This is a genomic window from Evansella sp. AB-P1 (genome assembly GCF_029688925.1).
Classification (GTDB): Bacteria; Bacillota; Bacilli; order Bacillales; family Salisediminibacteriaceae; genus Evansella.
The window spans coordinates 307,327-322,630 of sequence record NZ_JARUKY010000001.1 but is presented as its reverse complement, the minus strand read 5'-3'; the positions used below and the strand labels follow the sequence as shown (position 1 = coordinate 322,630).

At 35.6% G+C, this 15,304-nt stretch carries 17 protein-coding genes; 7 read left to right on the top strand and 10 right to left on the bottom strand.

Translation table 11 applies throughout. The annotated features are described in order from the left end of the window. Positions 1-239 precede the first annotated feature (239 nt). The 4 genes from QA612_RS01515 to QA612_RS01500 all read right to left on the bottom strand — a co-directional run bounded on the left by QA612_RS01515 (position 240) and on the right by QA612_RS01500 (position 3,480). Entirely contained in the window at positions 240-566 is a 327-nt protein-coding gene (locus tag QA612_RS01515) for a hypothetical protein (RefSeq protein WP_278281965.1), read from the bottom strand. Between the two features lie 319 nt (positions 567-885). Next, positions 886-1,347: a hypothetical protein gene (locus tag QA612_RS01510; RefSeq protein ID WP_278281964.1), complete on the bottom strand. Its 462-nt coding sequence runs from the start codon at positions 1,345-1,347 to the stop codon at positions 886-888. Positions 1,348-2,148: 801 nt separating this feature from the next. Next, on the bottom strand, positions 2,149-2,415 hold the full coding sequence (locus tag QA612_RS01505; protein WP_278281963.1) for an RpnC/YadD family protein: 267 nt from the start codon (positions 2,413-2,415) through the stop codon (positions 2,149-2,151). Between the two features lie 147 nt (positions 2,416-2,562). Beyond that, positions 2,563-3,480 carry an RpnC/YadD family protein gene (locus QA612_RS01500; protein ID WP_278281962.1) on the bottom strand — a complete coding sequence of 306 codons (918 nt, stop codon included), beginning with the start codon at positions 3,478-3,480 and terminating at the stop codon, positions 2,563-2,565. A gap of 304 nt (positions 3,481-3,784) precedes the next feature. Here QA612_RS01500 and QA612_RS01495 point away from each other — a divergent pair, with 304 nt between their 5' ends. The 6 genes from QA612_RS01495 (at position 3,785) to QA612_RS01470 (ending at position 7,797) form a co-directional block, all read left to right on the top strand. Then, on the top strand, positions 3,785-4,087 hold the full coding sequence (locus QA612_RS01495; protein WP_347568853.1) for a YfzA family protein: 303 nt from the start codon (positions 3,785-3,787) through the stop codon (positions 4,085-4,087). 15 nt (positions 4,088-4,102) lie between these two features. Further along, on the top strand, positions 4,103-4,474 hold the full coding sequence (locus tag QA612_RS01490) for a GntR family transcriptional regulator (RefSeq protein ID WP_278281961.1): 372 nt from the start codon (positions 4,103-4,105) through the stop codon (positions 4,472-4,474). A 5-nt stretch (positions 4,475-4,479) separates the two neighbouring features. Continuing rightward, positions 4,480-5,346: an ABC transporter ATP-binding protein gene (locus QA612_RS01485; RefSeq protein WP_278281960.1), complete on the top strand. Its 867-nt coding sequence runs from the start codon at positions 4,480-4,482 to the stop codon at positions 5,344-5,346. Then, on the top strand, positions 5,339-5,947 hold the full coding sequence (locus QA612_RS01480) for an ABC-2 transporter permease (protein WP_278281959.1): 609 nt from the start codon (positions 5,339-5,341) through the stop codon (positions 5,945-5,947). Before QA612_RS01485 ends, QA612_RS01480 begins: the two co-directional genes overlap by 8 nt. A gap of 460 nt (positions 5,948-6,407) precedes the next feature. After that, positions 6,408-6,992: a Crp/Fnr family transcriptional regulator gene (locus QA612_RS01475; RefSeq protein ID WP_278281958.1), complete on the top strand. Its 585-nt coding sequence runs from the start codon at positions 6,408-6,410 to the stop codon at positions 6,990-6,992. A 73-nt stretch (positions 6,993-7,065) separates the two neighbouring features. Continuing rightward, the gene (locus QA612_RS01470; protein WP_278281957.1) at positions 7,066-7,797 is read left to right on the top strand and encodes an SDR family oxidoreductase; all 732 of its coding nucleotides are present in this window, start codon (positions 7,066-7,068) and stop codon (positions 7,795-7,797) included. Positions 7,798-7,961: 164 nt separating this feature from the next. Here the strand turns inward: QA612_RS01470 and QA612_RS01465 are convergent, their stop codons facing one another. The 5 genes from QA612_RS01465 to QA612_RS01445 all read right to left on the bottom strand — a co-directional run bounded on the left by QA612_RS01465 (position 7,962) and on the right by QA612_RS01445 (position 13,813). Then, entirely contained in the window at positions 7,962-8,915 is a 954-nt protein-coding gene (locus QA612_RS01465) for a Gfo/Idh/MocA family protein (protein WP_278281956.1), read from the bottom strand. 492 nt (positions 8,916-9,407) lie between these two features. Then, positions 9,408-10,814, bottom strand: coding sequence for a 23S rRNA (uracil(1939)-C(5))-methyltransferase RlmD (gene rlmD / locus QA612_RS01460; RefSeq protein WP_278281955.1), 1,407 nt, complete (start codon positions 10,812-10,814; stop codon positions 9,408-9,410). A gap of 151 nt (positions 10,815-10,965) precedes the next feature. Further along, positions 10,966-11,169, bottom strand: a complete 204-nt coding sequence (locus QA612_RS01455; protein WP_278281954.1) for a hypothetical protein — start codon at positions 11,167-11,169, stop codon at positions 10,966-10,968. Positions 11,170-11,546: 377 nt separating this feature from the next. Continuing rightward, complete coding sequence (locus tag QA612_RS01450) at positions 11,547-12,830, bottom strand: hypothetical protein (RefSeq protein ID WP_278281953.1); 1,284 nt, start codon at positions 12,828-12,830, stop codon at positions 11,547-11,549. Positions 12,831-12,934: 104 nt separating this feature from the next. Continuing rightward, positions 12,935-13,813, bottom strand: coding sequence for a DNA-3-methyladenine glycosylase family protein (locus tag QA612_RS01445; protein WP_278281952.1), 879 nt, complete (start codon positions 13,811-13,813; stop codon positions 12,935-12,937). A gap of 126 nt (positions 13,814-13,939) precedes the next feature. Here QA612_RS01445 and QA612_RS01440 point away from each other — a divergent pair, with 126 nt between their 5' ends. Then, on the top strand, positions 13,940-14,305 hold the full coding sequence (locus tag QA612_RS01440; protein WP_278281951.1) for a GAF domain-containing protein: 366 nt from the start codon (positions 13,940-13,942) through the stop codon (positions 14,303-14,305). A gap of 65 nt (positions 14,306-14,370) precedes the next feature. Here QA612_RS01440 and pdaA read toward each other — a convergent pair whose 3' ends face one another. Then, positions 14,371-15,204 (bottom strand): delta-lactam-biosynthetic de-N-acetylase, encoded by an 834-nt coding sequence (gene pdaA, locus QA612_RS01435; RefSeq protein WP_278281950.1) that lies wholly within the window; start codon positions 15,202-15,204, stop codon positions 14,371-14,373. Positions 15,205-15,304 lie beyond the last annotated feature (100 nt).

Below are 15,304 nucleotides of genomic sequence, written 5' to 3'. Positions count from 1 at the left end.
TCTTACTCTCATTATATTTTATTTAACAGTGAGACACACTTTTTTACAGAGGTACGCAAGAGTTCACTATCCCTATTCCATAAAAACCATAGGACGCAGTTACTTAACCACTTGTTACACTTTTATTCGAGTAAAACAGCATCCCTAGGTCCTCATAGCAATCTGATTAAGAGAATTGATGCTAATTGTATTTCGCTTATCAGTTGTTGTTGGGGAATTCAATAACAATAGTAAGAACATTAGCCAAAGAACACAGTAACACTCCCTTCTTTTTGTGCCGTAGTATAACAGTTTTGTATAAAATTCTGGATTTGTTCTAGATCAAATGGATCACAACCTGACATGAAATTACCGATATTATTGTGTAATTGTGTATAGCTATTTAAGGCATTTTCTATTTTTTCTTTATCAAAAGCAGAGCTTCTACCTAACCCACTAACTCCTCCATGATAATCCATCGAATCAAGTAAACGGTATAGTATCGTAGCATTATCATTCCACATGCTAAATCGAGCATAAGCAATTTCCTTTCCGTCTTTGTTATAACCATAAATATCATGTCCCATTAAAGCTCCTCCTTTAAAATGTTGAAATGGATATATTATGAATCGAAAGAAAATAAAGCATAAATATTACCAAATAGATTACATATTTATCACCCCTTTCAGATTTTGTTAAATATTTAACTAATTTGATGACATAAGTTTTGAGGGAAAATGGTGTTAAGGTTGGTTGATTCGTAGTTCAGCGAGAAGTCTCCTTAAAATAGGAGTGTCATTCATTCTAATTTTTCTCTTTTGGGATTATAAAAATATAGTTAAAAATGTAGTTAAAACTAAGGAGGAATAAGGGTATTTAAAGAGATGACTAAGTAACTAGGGGCTTCTATTCTTTACTAGTCAATCCATTTTTACGGCTAGAGGCTGAAGTAACAAATCTATCTCCATTAACTAATTCTTCGTAGTTATAATACACATGAGTAGGGTTACCTTTCTCAGGACGTGGTTCATGAGGAAGAGACAATTCCCACTTAAGGAGCCAAAAAACATATGGCGTGTCTGGTTTATCAAAGCCCATTTTTGACATTTTTCTATCTTTCACATAAGCGGTAATTCGTTCTTTTTCCTCCTTCCCAACGTCTTTAGTTACATAATCTATTTCATCGTGATTGGGATCAAATACTACGGCGTTCTCCACTGTGTATAAATCAGTCATTATACTATGTTGCTTTCGAAAGGTTACATAGGATTCGAGTTTGTATTTTTGGGTATTGGGAAAAGCATGAACAAGATGATCTTCAATGATTTGAAACGTTTTTCCTGCGGGGATGGATAACACTTTTGACAAATTGAAAACCTCCATATATGTCATATTTTTTTATTAATTTAAAAAATTAATGGATGATATATTTGTTACTTGCGGAATTTTAATTTGTAGTAAAGGGGGATTGTATCAAAAGAAATAGCTTGAGCTCACTAATTGTTTTTATAATTTTCTTATAATTGAGTCAATTTAATAATTCACTATTTCATTCTAAAACACAAACATTTATACAAGGAGTTTAAATTTAATTCGATTTCCGCTGCAGACGGATCAATTACTACTAATGACAGCCCACGTCCTGTGGGCAACGGCGTAATCTCGTCGTCCTGACTGCTGCGGACACGGCTTCAACTCCACACTAGACACTTTGTATACTGCTAAAGCATATTGTCCTGTCTCTGCCTCTACTAGTATTGCTCTGTTGTTAAGTGCGTCGAGACAACTCGAAGCTTATTCGTGAAGCATATGCTCGTCGCTGGAGTCGCCGTCTTCCTCTACAATCGAAAATAATAACTTTTTATTTATGAAATTCATTCAATAATGAACTTATTATAACCACCTCACTAACTAAATTTGATCAGTCATTACTGGAGCTTCACTAAGAAGAGGTCAAAAGGTCAAGAAGTTATAGATAATCGAAAAGCTATATGTTGTTGAATCATTTTTAAAATATAGGAATTAAAAATTTATAGGGGGATATACTTTGAAGTGTGTCGAGGAATAACATTTAATAATTAAGGAAAGAATATCACAAAATAATTTATGGTATGCCTCTAAAATAAGCTCACCAAAATAGAAGGTAATAAAGGGAATTTAAGGATGTTTTTATTGATCTTTATCTAATTCTTCCTTCAGGCGATCCACATCAACAACAGACAAACCCGTTAGCTCTGCAATTTCATCCACTTGCTTCCCTTTTTCTAACATCCGCTTAGCAACTTTTTCAATCCCTTTTTCAATCCCTTTTTCCATTCCTTTTTCTATTCCTTTTTCCATTCCTTTTTCCATTCCCTTTTCCATTCCCTTTTCCATTCCTATTCTTTCGTAAGAAGTGATGACTTCCATAATTCTCTCCCCTTCCTTTGGATCCATTGCTTTCACCTCTTCTTTAAATCGATATTCCTCATCATCGGTTAATTTTAAATATGTCTCGAAAAAACCAGTTAATAAGGATTCCCGAGCTTTGTCTAGTTCTAACTATAAGCCCCACCAAATAAAAATGCTTTGACCGGGTAATAATTAATCTATTCCCATCTCTTCCCTAAGGCGATCCACATCAACAATAGACAAACCCGTTAGCTCTGCAATTTCATCCACTTGCTTCCCTTTTTCTAACATCCGCTTAGCAACTTTTTCAATCCCTTTTTCAATCCCTTTTTCCATTCCTTTTTCTATTCCTTTTTCCATTCCTTTTTCCATTCCCTTTTCCATTCCTATTCTTTCGTAAGAAGTGATGACTTCCATAATTCTCTCCCCTTCCTTTGGATCCATTGCTTTCACCTCTTCTTTAAATCGATATTCCTCATCATCGGTTAATTTTAAATATGTCTCGAAAAAACCAGTTAATAAGGATTCCCGAGCTTTGTCTAGTTCTAGCCGAATAATTATTCTAAAAAATTCTTTTTTTACTTCAATACGTTCATCCATATTATAACCCATTTTACTTAACAATGCGGCAGCTACTGGGTTTTCATTCCTAATATAATCACGCCAATTTTTCTTTTTCAATTCAATGGATAAATAGTTAAAGTGAAGTATTTCTGCAAATGGGAAGTTCATTAAAAATGAATTGGGTTCTTCTCTCGGAGTATCATAGCTAAATATAGCAATGGGAAGGATTTTGCGGCGATATTTTTGATAAAGCTTACTAAAATAGATAAACATTCTTTCATTAAAATGCTTTTGAAAGCTAGCTTGAGATTCAATATGTACAATAATGAGACTATCAATCCCCCTTAATTTCGTTTCTACCAATAGATCAACTTCATGCTTGTCTCCATCTGTTACATCTGTGAATATTTCTTGAGACAAAAAATGAATGTTAGTAAAATCTAGTTGCTCGTGAGCTTGTGGGAAAAACAGCAGCATAAACTCTTCAAAAAATGTGGAAATTAATTCTTTGAATAGTCGATCATGATCAGTCCTAGACTCATCCATATCCATCACCTCTCTCTTAAAAGAACATTCGTTCCTCAATTCAACTAAATTATATTCTGAACATACGTTCTAGTCAAGAGAAAGATGTAGCGTTTAGATGAGCTTAACACGTTTAGCAGGACCGTTCCGTTCCCTTTCCTCATTCCTTTAATTTTATTCATATAGGGTTGCATGATTTTTTCACCGTGTATATAATGTGTATATAGTGTATACACATTATATAGACACAGCTACTTTTTTACTTAATATAGGAGACTGCTCTATAGATGAATCAAAAGAACAAAACAAGAGAGGAATTGTTCAAATGGTAACAACAGTAAGCAAACCAAAAATGAATATAAGCAAGCGCTGGATGTTCATCCTTGGTATATTCGTCCTTGTGCAAGTTATTTTTTTCGCGGTTGATGGTACTTCCTTTGAACCAAACATAAACGATAGTGGTAGCCTATTTGCTAGAACTGGCAGGTGGATTTTGAACTTGAAGCCCTTTACGGAATGGATTACCCCGTATTCTTTTCCATTTTTTAATTTGATTATGAGCCTCCACGTGATCACAATACTGATTCAAGCCGTACATGACGCTATTTCATTTTTCACAAAAAAATAAAGAAGAGGGATTAGGATGCAGATCATTATTTCGAACAGTTCAAAAGAGCCGATTTACGAGCAAATTATGAATCAAGTCAAATCGGCTATTTTGTCAGGTGAACTACAGGAGGGAACAGCCATACCTTCCATGCGTAAACTCGCCAAGGATTTACAAATTAGTGTGATAACGACGAAACGTGCCTATGAAGAATTGGAAAAGGCAGGCTTTATTTATTCCATTGTGGGAAAAGGCTCTTTTGTCGCAGAGCAAAATTTAGAGGTAATCAAAGAAAAGAAGCTGAAAGTCATTGAGGAGCAACTCAGTGATGTCATCACGAATAGTAAGGAAATTGGGCTAACGCTTGATGAGTTACAGGAAATATTGAAGTTCTTATACGAGGAGTGATTGAAATGGAAAATATAGTGGATCTAAAAAATGTTAGCAAAACTTTTAAAGGTTTCTCCATAGAAAACATTAATTTACAACTGAAGCAAGGCTTTGTAACAGGTTTTATTGGTGCAAATGGTGCCGGGAAGTCTACTACAATAAAAATGATGATGAATCTGCTAAAACCAGACTCCGGAGAAATTAAGCTTTTCGGTCTGAATTACAAGGAACACGAAAAGGAGATCAAAGAACGGATTGGTTTTGTGTACGATGGTAATGTCTTTTTTGAAGGGCTGAACTTAAAGGATATAAAACGCATTGTGGGGCCGGCATACAAACAATGGGATGATACTTTATTTAAACAATATGTTGAAAAATTCGAATTACCACTTAATAAACCGATGAAAACTTTTTCCAAAGGGATGCAAATGAAGGCTTCATTGGCCATTGCTTTATCACACCATGCAGAACTAATTATTATGGATGAACCAACGGCAGGATTAGACCCTATATTCAGACGGGAGTTACTCGATCTTTTACAGGAATTAATGATGGATAGTAATCGCACCATCTTTTTCTCGACGCATATAACTTCTGATTTAGACCGGATCGCTGACTATATTGCTTTTATCCAGCATGGAGACTTAGTCTTTCATAAGTCCATTCACGATGTTGCGGAAAACTATGCCATTGTTAAAGGAGCTATAGACCTACTGGATAGCGACACAGAAAAAGCATTTATTCGCGTTCGTCGGACACCAACAGGGTTTCAAGCATTGACGGATAATACGGCAACAGTGAAAGACACGTTCGGAGACACCGTAGTTATTGACCGTGCCTCTCTTGAAGATATTATGTATTACATGAAAGGAGACTATCAGCATGTTTAATTTAATCCGGCGCGATGCCATACTACAAAAAAAGATGTTATTAACCTTTATTCCTTTTATTCTAGTCTTTATTATTATAGACTCCCATCACCCTGCATTCATTTTTCTCGTCGCAAGTATTTTTATTCCCTTTAACGCTTATAGTTACGATGAAAAAGCTGAGACAAATATTTTGTTAAATTCATTACCTTACACACGCAAGGAAATTATCGCAGCACGTTATCTAGGTTCTATCCTTTATACCTTATTAGCTTTTGCTGTGACAAGTATAACATTATTTATTTTCAATAGACCTTTCACGCTAACCGATATCGCCATTGGCGGCGGCCTATTCCTATTGTTCGCTGCGTTTACATTCCCATTATTTTATATTCTTAAGCCAGGCCACATTTCAATGGTCGTCATCATTATTTTTCTCGTTCTAGCAGCATTAGGTCCGCCTATTGTCAGATTTTTAGCTGAACACTTCACCGCCATAACAATCTTTATTAACGATTTATCGACCGAAACTTTATATATGGGTACCACATTGGTTATCTTGACACTCTACGCAATCTCTTGGATAGTTACGACGATCATTTACCAGCGAAAAGCGTTTTAAGTCACGGAGAAAATGTCCCTTCTAGTGCGGTAATACTTTACTGTGGGGCACTACAATCTTTTAAATACGGAGTGAGGTTTATGTAGGCATCCATTGTAAAACTGAAAAGATACTACCTCCCTATGCTAGGAGACTGGTAATTAAAACTTTTCGAAACCTTCTTCTCTTTATACCGTATGAAAACTAAGATGATTTGTAAGGGAGAGATTCGTATGGGTAAAAAAAGAAAGCGGGACAAAGATTCTTCTGCCTGGCTATGGGTTGATATTTTGTTTGACATTGTTCTTTTTATTCCTAGAATAATTGGTAGTTTCTTTAAGTCGTACTTTTAGTGAATTATATTACATGAGAGACTGTTTCATCATTAATTAGTAACAACTTGTTTTTATCATCATAGTAATGGTTGAATTCACAAAAAATTAAAGTGTCATAAATGAAGTTCAATGAGGTGTGTCTTATAATGATTAACCCATATGAGGCATTTAAAAATGCCGTACAAGCTAATATAGATAAACCAATTGAAAACTGGGATAGAATTACCGAACAAATGGCTACACTCTCCATAAAAAAGGGAGATTATTTAATAAGAGCTGGAAATACGGTTGAAGAAGTATACTTTTGTGTAAAAGGCATTTTTAGGTTGTTTTACTTATTAGAAGATGGTTCGGAATTTATAAAGAGTTTCTGCTACGAGAATGAGTTTGTCACTTCATATGGTGCGTTAGTAAATTCTTTTGAATCGCCTTTTTCAATCCAAGCCCTTGAAGATTCTATTGTCATTGTTATATCAAAGGGGTTATTGGAGGAATTGATTCGAAACAGCAGAGTATGGGAGATGGTGGTTAGAAAGGAAGTGGAAAAACTTTATCTGAAAAAAGAAAAAAGAGAAATGGAATTTCTTAACCTTAATGCAACAGAAAGATATAACAATTTTATCAAGGAATATCCAGAATTAGTTTACAGAATACCTCAGTATTATATTGCCTCTTATCTTGGTATATCCCCCGTTTCTTTAAGTCGCTTAATTAAAGAATTAAAAAATTAACCAATGTTAATGAACGTCCTTTCCTCCACTTTTATAATTAATGACGATTAATAAAAATAAAGGAGGATGGGATGTGAAAAAAATTAATAATACCGTTTTAATAACCGGTGGAGCTTCTGGTATTGGTTTTGCCCTTGCGAAGAAATTAGTTAAGCAAAAAAATACTGTGATCGTTGTGGGAAGGGATGAGAAAAAATTACATGCTGCAAAGGCAGAAATACCTCAATTGATAACATTGAAAGCGGATATAAGCTGCGAACAAGATCGACAATCATTAGTTAAAATCATTATGAATGACTACCCTAAATTAAATTATTTAATTAATAATGCAGGTATACAAATACAAACTTATTTTGATAAAGATCAACCACCTTTAAAACAAATTGAAAAGGAGATGGATGTTAACTTTATCGGACCTGTAAGATTAACTAGTTTACTAATACCAACTTTAAAGAAGCAAAAAGAGGCTAAAGTTATTAATATATCTTCTGGTTTAGCTATCGTCCCAAAAAAAGATACTCCAATCTACTGTGCATCAAAAGCTGCACTTTCCATTTTTTCTATGAGTTTGGGATATCAACTAGAAAATTCTTCAATAAGAGTTATTGACGTTAAAACACCATTAATAGATACAAATATGACTAAGGGTAGAGGGAAGGGTAAAATAAGCCCTGATGTATTTGCTAATAATCTTCTAAAAAAGATTCAGAAGGGAAAGGTTGGAGAAATAAGAATAGGGAAGGTTAAGATTTTATACTTCCTGTATCGTTTCTTTCCTTATTTAGCCTATAAAATAATGAAGTGATTTGTACACCAACTATCAATTAATTGCTTATTTTGATTTTGTATCCTTTATTACAACAGAATGGAAGCAATACTCGTACATTATTTTACTCTTAGCCATATTAAAATAAAATAAGATACAAAAAAATCGGGGACAGGTGTGAACCACTGTCCCTTAGTCCATTATTAAAAGTATACCTTTTCTAGAATACGATCCATCACTCTTATATTTCTAAGACTTTCCTCTAATGATATTAAAGGCTCCTTACCATTTAATATAGATCTAGAGAAATCATCTACTTCTAATTGATACCTTGAGCTAGGTGGAACATAAATTTCTTCTTCCTTTTCGTCTGTGTAAAGAAATAATTTCCCTTCTTTACCCGTAAATGTATCGGGAATCTCGATACGACCCTTCGTTCCAATAATCTCGGAATAATTTCTTGGAAAAGCATTGAATCCAGCGTTTAAAGTTGCTGTTGCCCCAGATGAATACTGTAACAATACAGATGCCGAAACGTCTACGCCTTCTTTCATTTCCGAAACCACATGAATATCTGATGGTTCTTGATTCATCACCATTCCTACAAAATTTAGAGGGTAACACCCTACGTCATATAGAGCCCCTCCCCCTAACTCTGGCTGCATCTTTATGGTATTAGGACGATTTAAAAAGAATCGAAAACTGGAAGTAATATGCTTAATTTCTCCTAAAATCCCCTTTTCTAAGACTTCCTCCACTAACTGAATACGACTAGTATACTTATACATGAAGGCTTCCATAAGAATTACGTTATTTTTCTTTGATACCTCTATCATTTCTAAAGCCTCTGTTTCATTTAAAGCCATTGGTTTTTCACAAAGAACATGTTTCCCTTTTTCCATGGCTTTAATGGCCCATTCCTTATGTAGTGAATTTGGCAAAGGAATATATACAGCTTGAATTTCTTTATCCTCCAAAAGTTCTTCATAGCTTTCATAAATTCTTTTACAATCAAACTTCTCTTTACAAGCCTTTCTCTTTTCTTCGCTACTGGATGCTAATGCGTAAAATTCAGCGAAGTCCGACTCTAGCATAGGAGGTATAACTGAGTTTTCTGCTATTCTAGCATAACCTAATACTCCAAAACGTACTTTCATCCTTTTTCATCTCCTTTTAAAATTAACGCAGCGTTTATATTAAGAACCGTACTTAACGGAAAAACACTACCCTCTCAGTAAACCTTTTATTGATATAAATCTTAATGAGTAGTCTACAATTATTCTTTTCCCTACGTATTCAATATAATTACGAAAAAGCCTTCTTTTTCACCCGAATTATCCATACGCCTAGTACACAGCCTAAATGAGTTTTCAGCTACCCCACTCAGCAGGCAAATATCATTTATATGTAACACCTCTCAATATTCTTGTCTCTACCTGTAATGATTATTGAACACTTTTTTAATAAAAGTAAAGCTCCTTGTGGTTGCAACGCATCGCAACCTCTAGTTGACACATAATTTGAGAGGTTTTATTTGAAAAAGTCGATCTGTACTGAGATCAAAAATCCCCCCGAACCGTTAGGCCGAGGGAACATAAACAAACGTATATTTTCCATAAAAACATACTAAACATTTTTATCATACTAGGCTATTTCAAATCTATCAAAGCGACTACCTCCACCTGCGCCGTCTGTGGAAACATGTCTACAGGTTGTAACGATTTCAACTTATATCCGTTCTTGTCCTTCGTTAAATCATTAACGTTTTTGGCTAGAGTTGATGGATTACAAGATACGTAAACAATTCGCTTCGGTTTTACGCGCAATAACGTATCAATAAACGTTTGATCTAGTCCAGTTCGTGGTGGGTCAACGATGACCACGTCTGGATGCCAGCCTTCCTTTTCCCATCTTTGAAGCCATGTTTCTGCTTTTCCTACTACATATTCAGCATGCTCCACCCCATGCGCAGCAGCATTTTTTTGTGCATCCTCAATAGATTCACTGATAACGTCCATTCCTCGTAACTCTGCTGCTCCTTCTGCCACCCATAGTCCGATTGTTCCTACACCACAATAAGCATCTACGACCTTCTCTTTTCCAGTTAGTTCTGCTGCTCCCTTTGCTGCATCATATAGCTTCTTCGTTTGGATTGGGTTCAATTGGAAGAAGGCACGTGGAGAAAGATTAAAGCGATACTCAGACATTTTTTCTTCTATTTTTTCTTTTCCGTAAAGAACGATCGTGTCATCCCCAAACACTAATGACGTTTTCTTCGGGTTAATGTTTTGTACGATAGACGTAACATCTGGGAGGCGTTTCTTAATTTTATCAATAAATAAATTCACCTTTGGAATTTCCTTTTTCACTGTAACGAGAACCACTTGGTACTCTCCAGTTTCAAAGCCCACTCTCGTAACGATTGTTCGTAAAATACCCGTCCGCTTCCGTTCATTGTATGGATGAATATTCATGTCTTCCGCAATTTGTTTAATAACAGTAGTCACTTTATTCGTTTGTGGATGCTGGACCATACATTCACTTAAATCGATAAGCTTATGGCTGTTAGGACTATATAAACCAGCAATCACCTTACCATTATGACGACCTACCTGCATTTGACTTTTATTTCGATACCCCCATGGATCGTCCATCCCAATGGTGTCGTGAAAGTTTATTCGATCAAGGTTGATTTTCGTATACCGTTCAAATGCTTGACGAACAATATCCTTCTTCTCCTTTAATTGCCCTTCGTAGGAAAGGTGCTGTAGCTGGCAACCTCCACAATCCTCATAGACAGGACAAGGAGCTGCAATGCGATCAGGAGATTCCTTCCTGATTTTCACAACTCGCCCTTGAGCAAACTTCCCTTTAATTTTTGTCACTTCACAAACGATTTCTTCCCCTGGGAGTGCTCCAGGTACGAAGACAACTTGGCGCTTGAAAAAGCCTACACCTTCCCCGTCAATTCCCATTCGCTTTATTGTTAATGGAAAGCGTTGACCTTCCTTTATGGTTAATTGTGTTTCCTGCTGTGATCCTTTTCGTTCCTTCACTTTTTCCACCTCTAATTTATGTAAAAAATAAATATTTCACCTTGTACTGAAGCCTACTATAACACAATCTTTGTTTGATATGTAGAAGCGTAAAGTTTCCTATTCATCTCAGCTAATTATTTTTTTAAGTTAACTAGAAAAACGCCAATGGCTATTGTTTCACATTGACGTTTTTAATGGGAATATTTAATGATTTGATAGTATTTATAAATTGCACCTCTGAAAACTGTTCCTTTGGTTCAACACCTAATACATCTTCACGTCTAAAAACAGCGATGCCACGATAGAAGCCTGCTAGCTGTCGTACCTCTTCCTTTTCCTTCGTTGATAATTCACGTATAAAAGTTACTTCCATTTTTCCAACCTCCTCTTACTACTATAGCCAGAAAATAGAGTATAAATAATAGCTAAAAGGAAATTTTCCAAGTACAAAAAGACAAATACACTAAATACGTATGTTAAATTTCATAAAAGGAATCAATGATTGACTGTTTTTCTACTCTGAAAATAGGAAGTATTCTTGGTCTAGAGCCGTGCAAAGCTGAAAATTCATGAAATGTGGGATTCAAGAAGTGTTCTAGACGCCCGCAAATCAGGAAAAAACACAAATGCGGGATTCAAGAAGCGTTCTAGACGCCCGCAAAGCTACAAAATCATAAGATGCGATTGCTGTGAAAGAATATTTTCATCCCCCATGGTGCAAGTTTCACTTCACCTACATGGGATGTCTACCTAATAAACGCCATCCTTAAATTGTTCTTCAATAACATGTAAACCGAGTGTAAAGTGATCAAAGAGAATTTCTTTAACTAACGTAACCTGCTCCTCTTTACAATGGACGACGAGCATTACCTCGCCACCTTCCCCTCGTTTCTTCTTCCTCTTCATTTCTTTTTTTCGCACCCATAAATCAAGAAGGAAGCCAACTCCTAAACCTAGAAACAAACCACCAAGGCCCCACAGTACAGGCCCCCCTGGTAAAACAAATCCATACACAACCCCAAATAAGGAAAAGACTGTTCCAAATGCGAAGGTTCCATCAAATAAGGAAAAGCCGGCTCCACGGATGATTTCACTATTTTTCTTAGGCTTTTTCTTTTCTTGTAGAGGTATGGCATAAATATTTTCTTTCCCAATACCATGTTTTTCAATTTCTTTAATTGCCATTTCTATATACATGGAATGATCAAAGGATGCTATGACGTTCATATACCCATCTCTTTCTGTTAATAAATATGTATTCTTTTTAAATGCTGCTTTTTGATATTCTTTCATTAAATAAAAGCTTTGCTGCTTCGCCAATATTTTATTAAAGCTATCACATTGCATATAGGCATCATATGGCGCAAAGCAGTACATGGAAGGTAAAAATATTATCCATTGTGGATTTACAACCTCTAAGGCTGCTTGAAACTCCCCTAAAAACGTGTAATGGATTGCTTGTAGCGTTGCAGAAAAATAAAGCACTACCATAAACCAAACTAATATATAAAAGCCTGAAGGAAGTCGATTTAAATAAAGATGCCCTAATCCTGGGGTAATAAACGACCAAAATACCGCAAGCCAAGGTTTTCTTTTATCGAGATAGTTTTTTTCCAAAGAGGAATAAGAAAGGAGCTCAACCTCCGATGCTGATCCTGTCAAATCGGAAAGAAGGGCAAACTTATTTTGATCAATCGTAACTCTTCTACTATCCCAAATACCATATATGTAAACAGGTACATACAATAAAATCCAATCTGTATCAAGAACTTGGATAGCTTCATCAAACTGTCCTGTAAAGGAATATAATATGGCGGTATTTAATTTTGAGTTCACATTTACTACGAATTCCCAAACAATAAGTAAGAAGCCTTTTATATACTTCCCCAACATCACATGTCCGTAGCCTGGAATTGCAGCTGACCACCACATAACAACTGTAGGATTTCTAAATTGTGCAATATTCGCATTTGTTGGTGTAAGTGCTCCCTTTTTAAATCGAATATCTTTATAGTTTTGTCCACTCATTGTCATTCATATCCCCACTTAACTTGCAGCCTATATGTTATAGAGTTAGGTTAATTCAAAAGCTTGACAATTATTCAAGTAAATGGGGACTATTACCACTATAGTTATATTTAGTCTGTTTCAATGCTTTCCCATAAATATAGAGAAGTATAGGTTCGATATGGCTTCCATGCTTCCGATTTCTGTAGCATGTCCTCCTTTGTTGGCTTTATGTTCAATTGAAAGTATTTTTTCAGTCCGTTTTGAATACCAATATCCTGAATAGGAAACAAATCCATTCGCCCTAGGCCAAACATGAGAAAGCATTCTGCCGTCCACCGTCCAATTCCTCGGATAGCTACTAGTTTTTCAATTACTTCCTCATCTTCTAAAGTTCTCATGCTATCTAAATGAAGCTGGTTGTTGGCAATTAGCTTTGATGTATCAATAACATACTCTGCCTTCCTCTGACTAAATTGTAGCTCCCGTAACTCCTCCACTTTAAGCTTACTAACAGTTTCCGGTGAAGGGTAAAACCATACACCATCTATTTCCTGACCGAAATTCATAACAAATCGCTTCGACAATTCGTAAGCAAATGCCATATTGAGCTGCTGATGAATAATCGTTTTCATTAAACTGCCATAAAGGTTAAAATCACAGACGAATGGTGTGCCCCGGTATCGTTCAAAAAGTGCTCCCAAGTCCGTTTCTTTAAAATAGTGATACACATCTTCTAATGGAACGTCCCAATGAAAGATCCGTTCTAATTGACAGAATACTTCCGCCTCTTCCGCTTTCTCTATATTCGTAAACGTCACTATACGAAAAATTGGAGCTTCAACTGTTCCAATTTGCTGTAATCGAACAACAACCGGTTTTTCGTTAATTATAAGTGGTATCTTTATGGCCTGTTTTTCAAAATCAATGTCGTTTAAGGGATCAATCTTTAATCGTTTTAATGCTTGGAAAAAATTATAAGGTCCCTTTACTGAAATCTGTCTATCCATAGGTACACCGCCTTTCTTTGACCATATTTTATCATAATTCTTTTTCTTCCTTAACTTGGCATACCCTTTTTTCATTGACCTTTGTTAGAATAGATTTGCGAGATTTTATAAAGGGAGAGATGGATTGTGTCAATTCCAACTGATGTAGCCTCACTACAAATTATGGCTGAGGTATATAAAAAGAAAAACCTGCAGGAAATTTTAGAGAAAACGGTTAATAGCTTAGTAGAGCAAGTACCGTACATTCATTGGGCAGGTATTTATTTTTACGAAAACGTTTCAGAGGTTCGTCTTATGGCTTCTTCTGATGATGAAAATGATTTAACATGGGAATCAAACAGTGAGTTAAAATTCCCTATTAAAACAACTGATCAGGATAACTTAGGTGTTTTAGTTGTTCGTACTCGTGAGGCCATTGCCTTTGATGTAACGGATGTAACAACACTAGAAACAATTGCTGAGGCAATTGGAGAGATGGGTTTCGCCAACTAAATTGAATAAATGAAAAAACCTCCTTATATTAATTCCCAAGGAGGTTTTTCATTTATTCAAGACTCTTATTGTTTTCCAAAAATGCCTTTATTAATCGTTAAGTCATCAAGGCTTTTGAATGTGTAACCCTGCTCTTTAAGATCATCTATTACCTTTGGAAGTGCTTCAGCATTGTCACTCGAAACGGAATGAAGTAGCATTATGGCTCCTGGATGGACCCGCTTCATTATGTTGTCATATGCATATTGTGCACCCTTTTGGTTGTCTTTTTCCCAATCTTTATAGGCAAAGGACCAGAAGACATTAATGTATCCTAATTGAGATGACATAGCTAATGAACGTTCACTAAATGTCCCTCTTGGTGGTCGAAGATAGCGCATATCCGTTCGGCCAGTTAATTCCTCATATAGCTCACGAAGGCTTTCTAATTCTTTTGTAAGTCGTTCGTCCGATACTGCAGGTAGGCTTGGATGATGGTAAGAGTGGTTTCCAATTATATGTCCTTCCTCTACCATTCGATTTATTAGCTCTTGTTCATTTTTTAAATAATGTCCTGTAACAAAAAAGGTTGCTGGAACCCCTTTTTCTTTTAAGGTATCTAGTATGCTTGCTGTGTATCCATTTTCGTACCCGTTATCGAATGTTAAATATAGCTCTTTTTCTGAAGTATCTCCAATATAATAGCCCCCATATTTTGCTAACAGTTGTTCATAAAGGGGTTCTGTTGATGCTGGTTCATTGTTTTTTGATGGGTTAAAACTCCAGTGGTGCTCTTTATTACTTAGTGATTCTCCGTGGACTGTTGCTTCTGTTGTTATTGTAATACTTGATGTAAAAGCGATCGTAACTAAAATGATGGTTATTTTTGCTATTAATAGGACATGCCTTACTTTGAACATGTGTGATCACCTTCGTTTCTCCTTATTGATTCAATTCCTATTCCTTAGTTTTTATATTTACGTAAATTTCATACGTGAGGAATTGTTTTTTTTGAGAGTA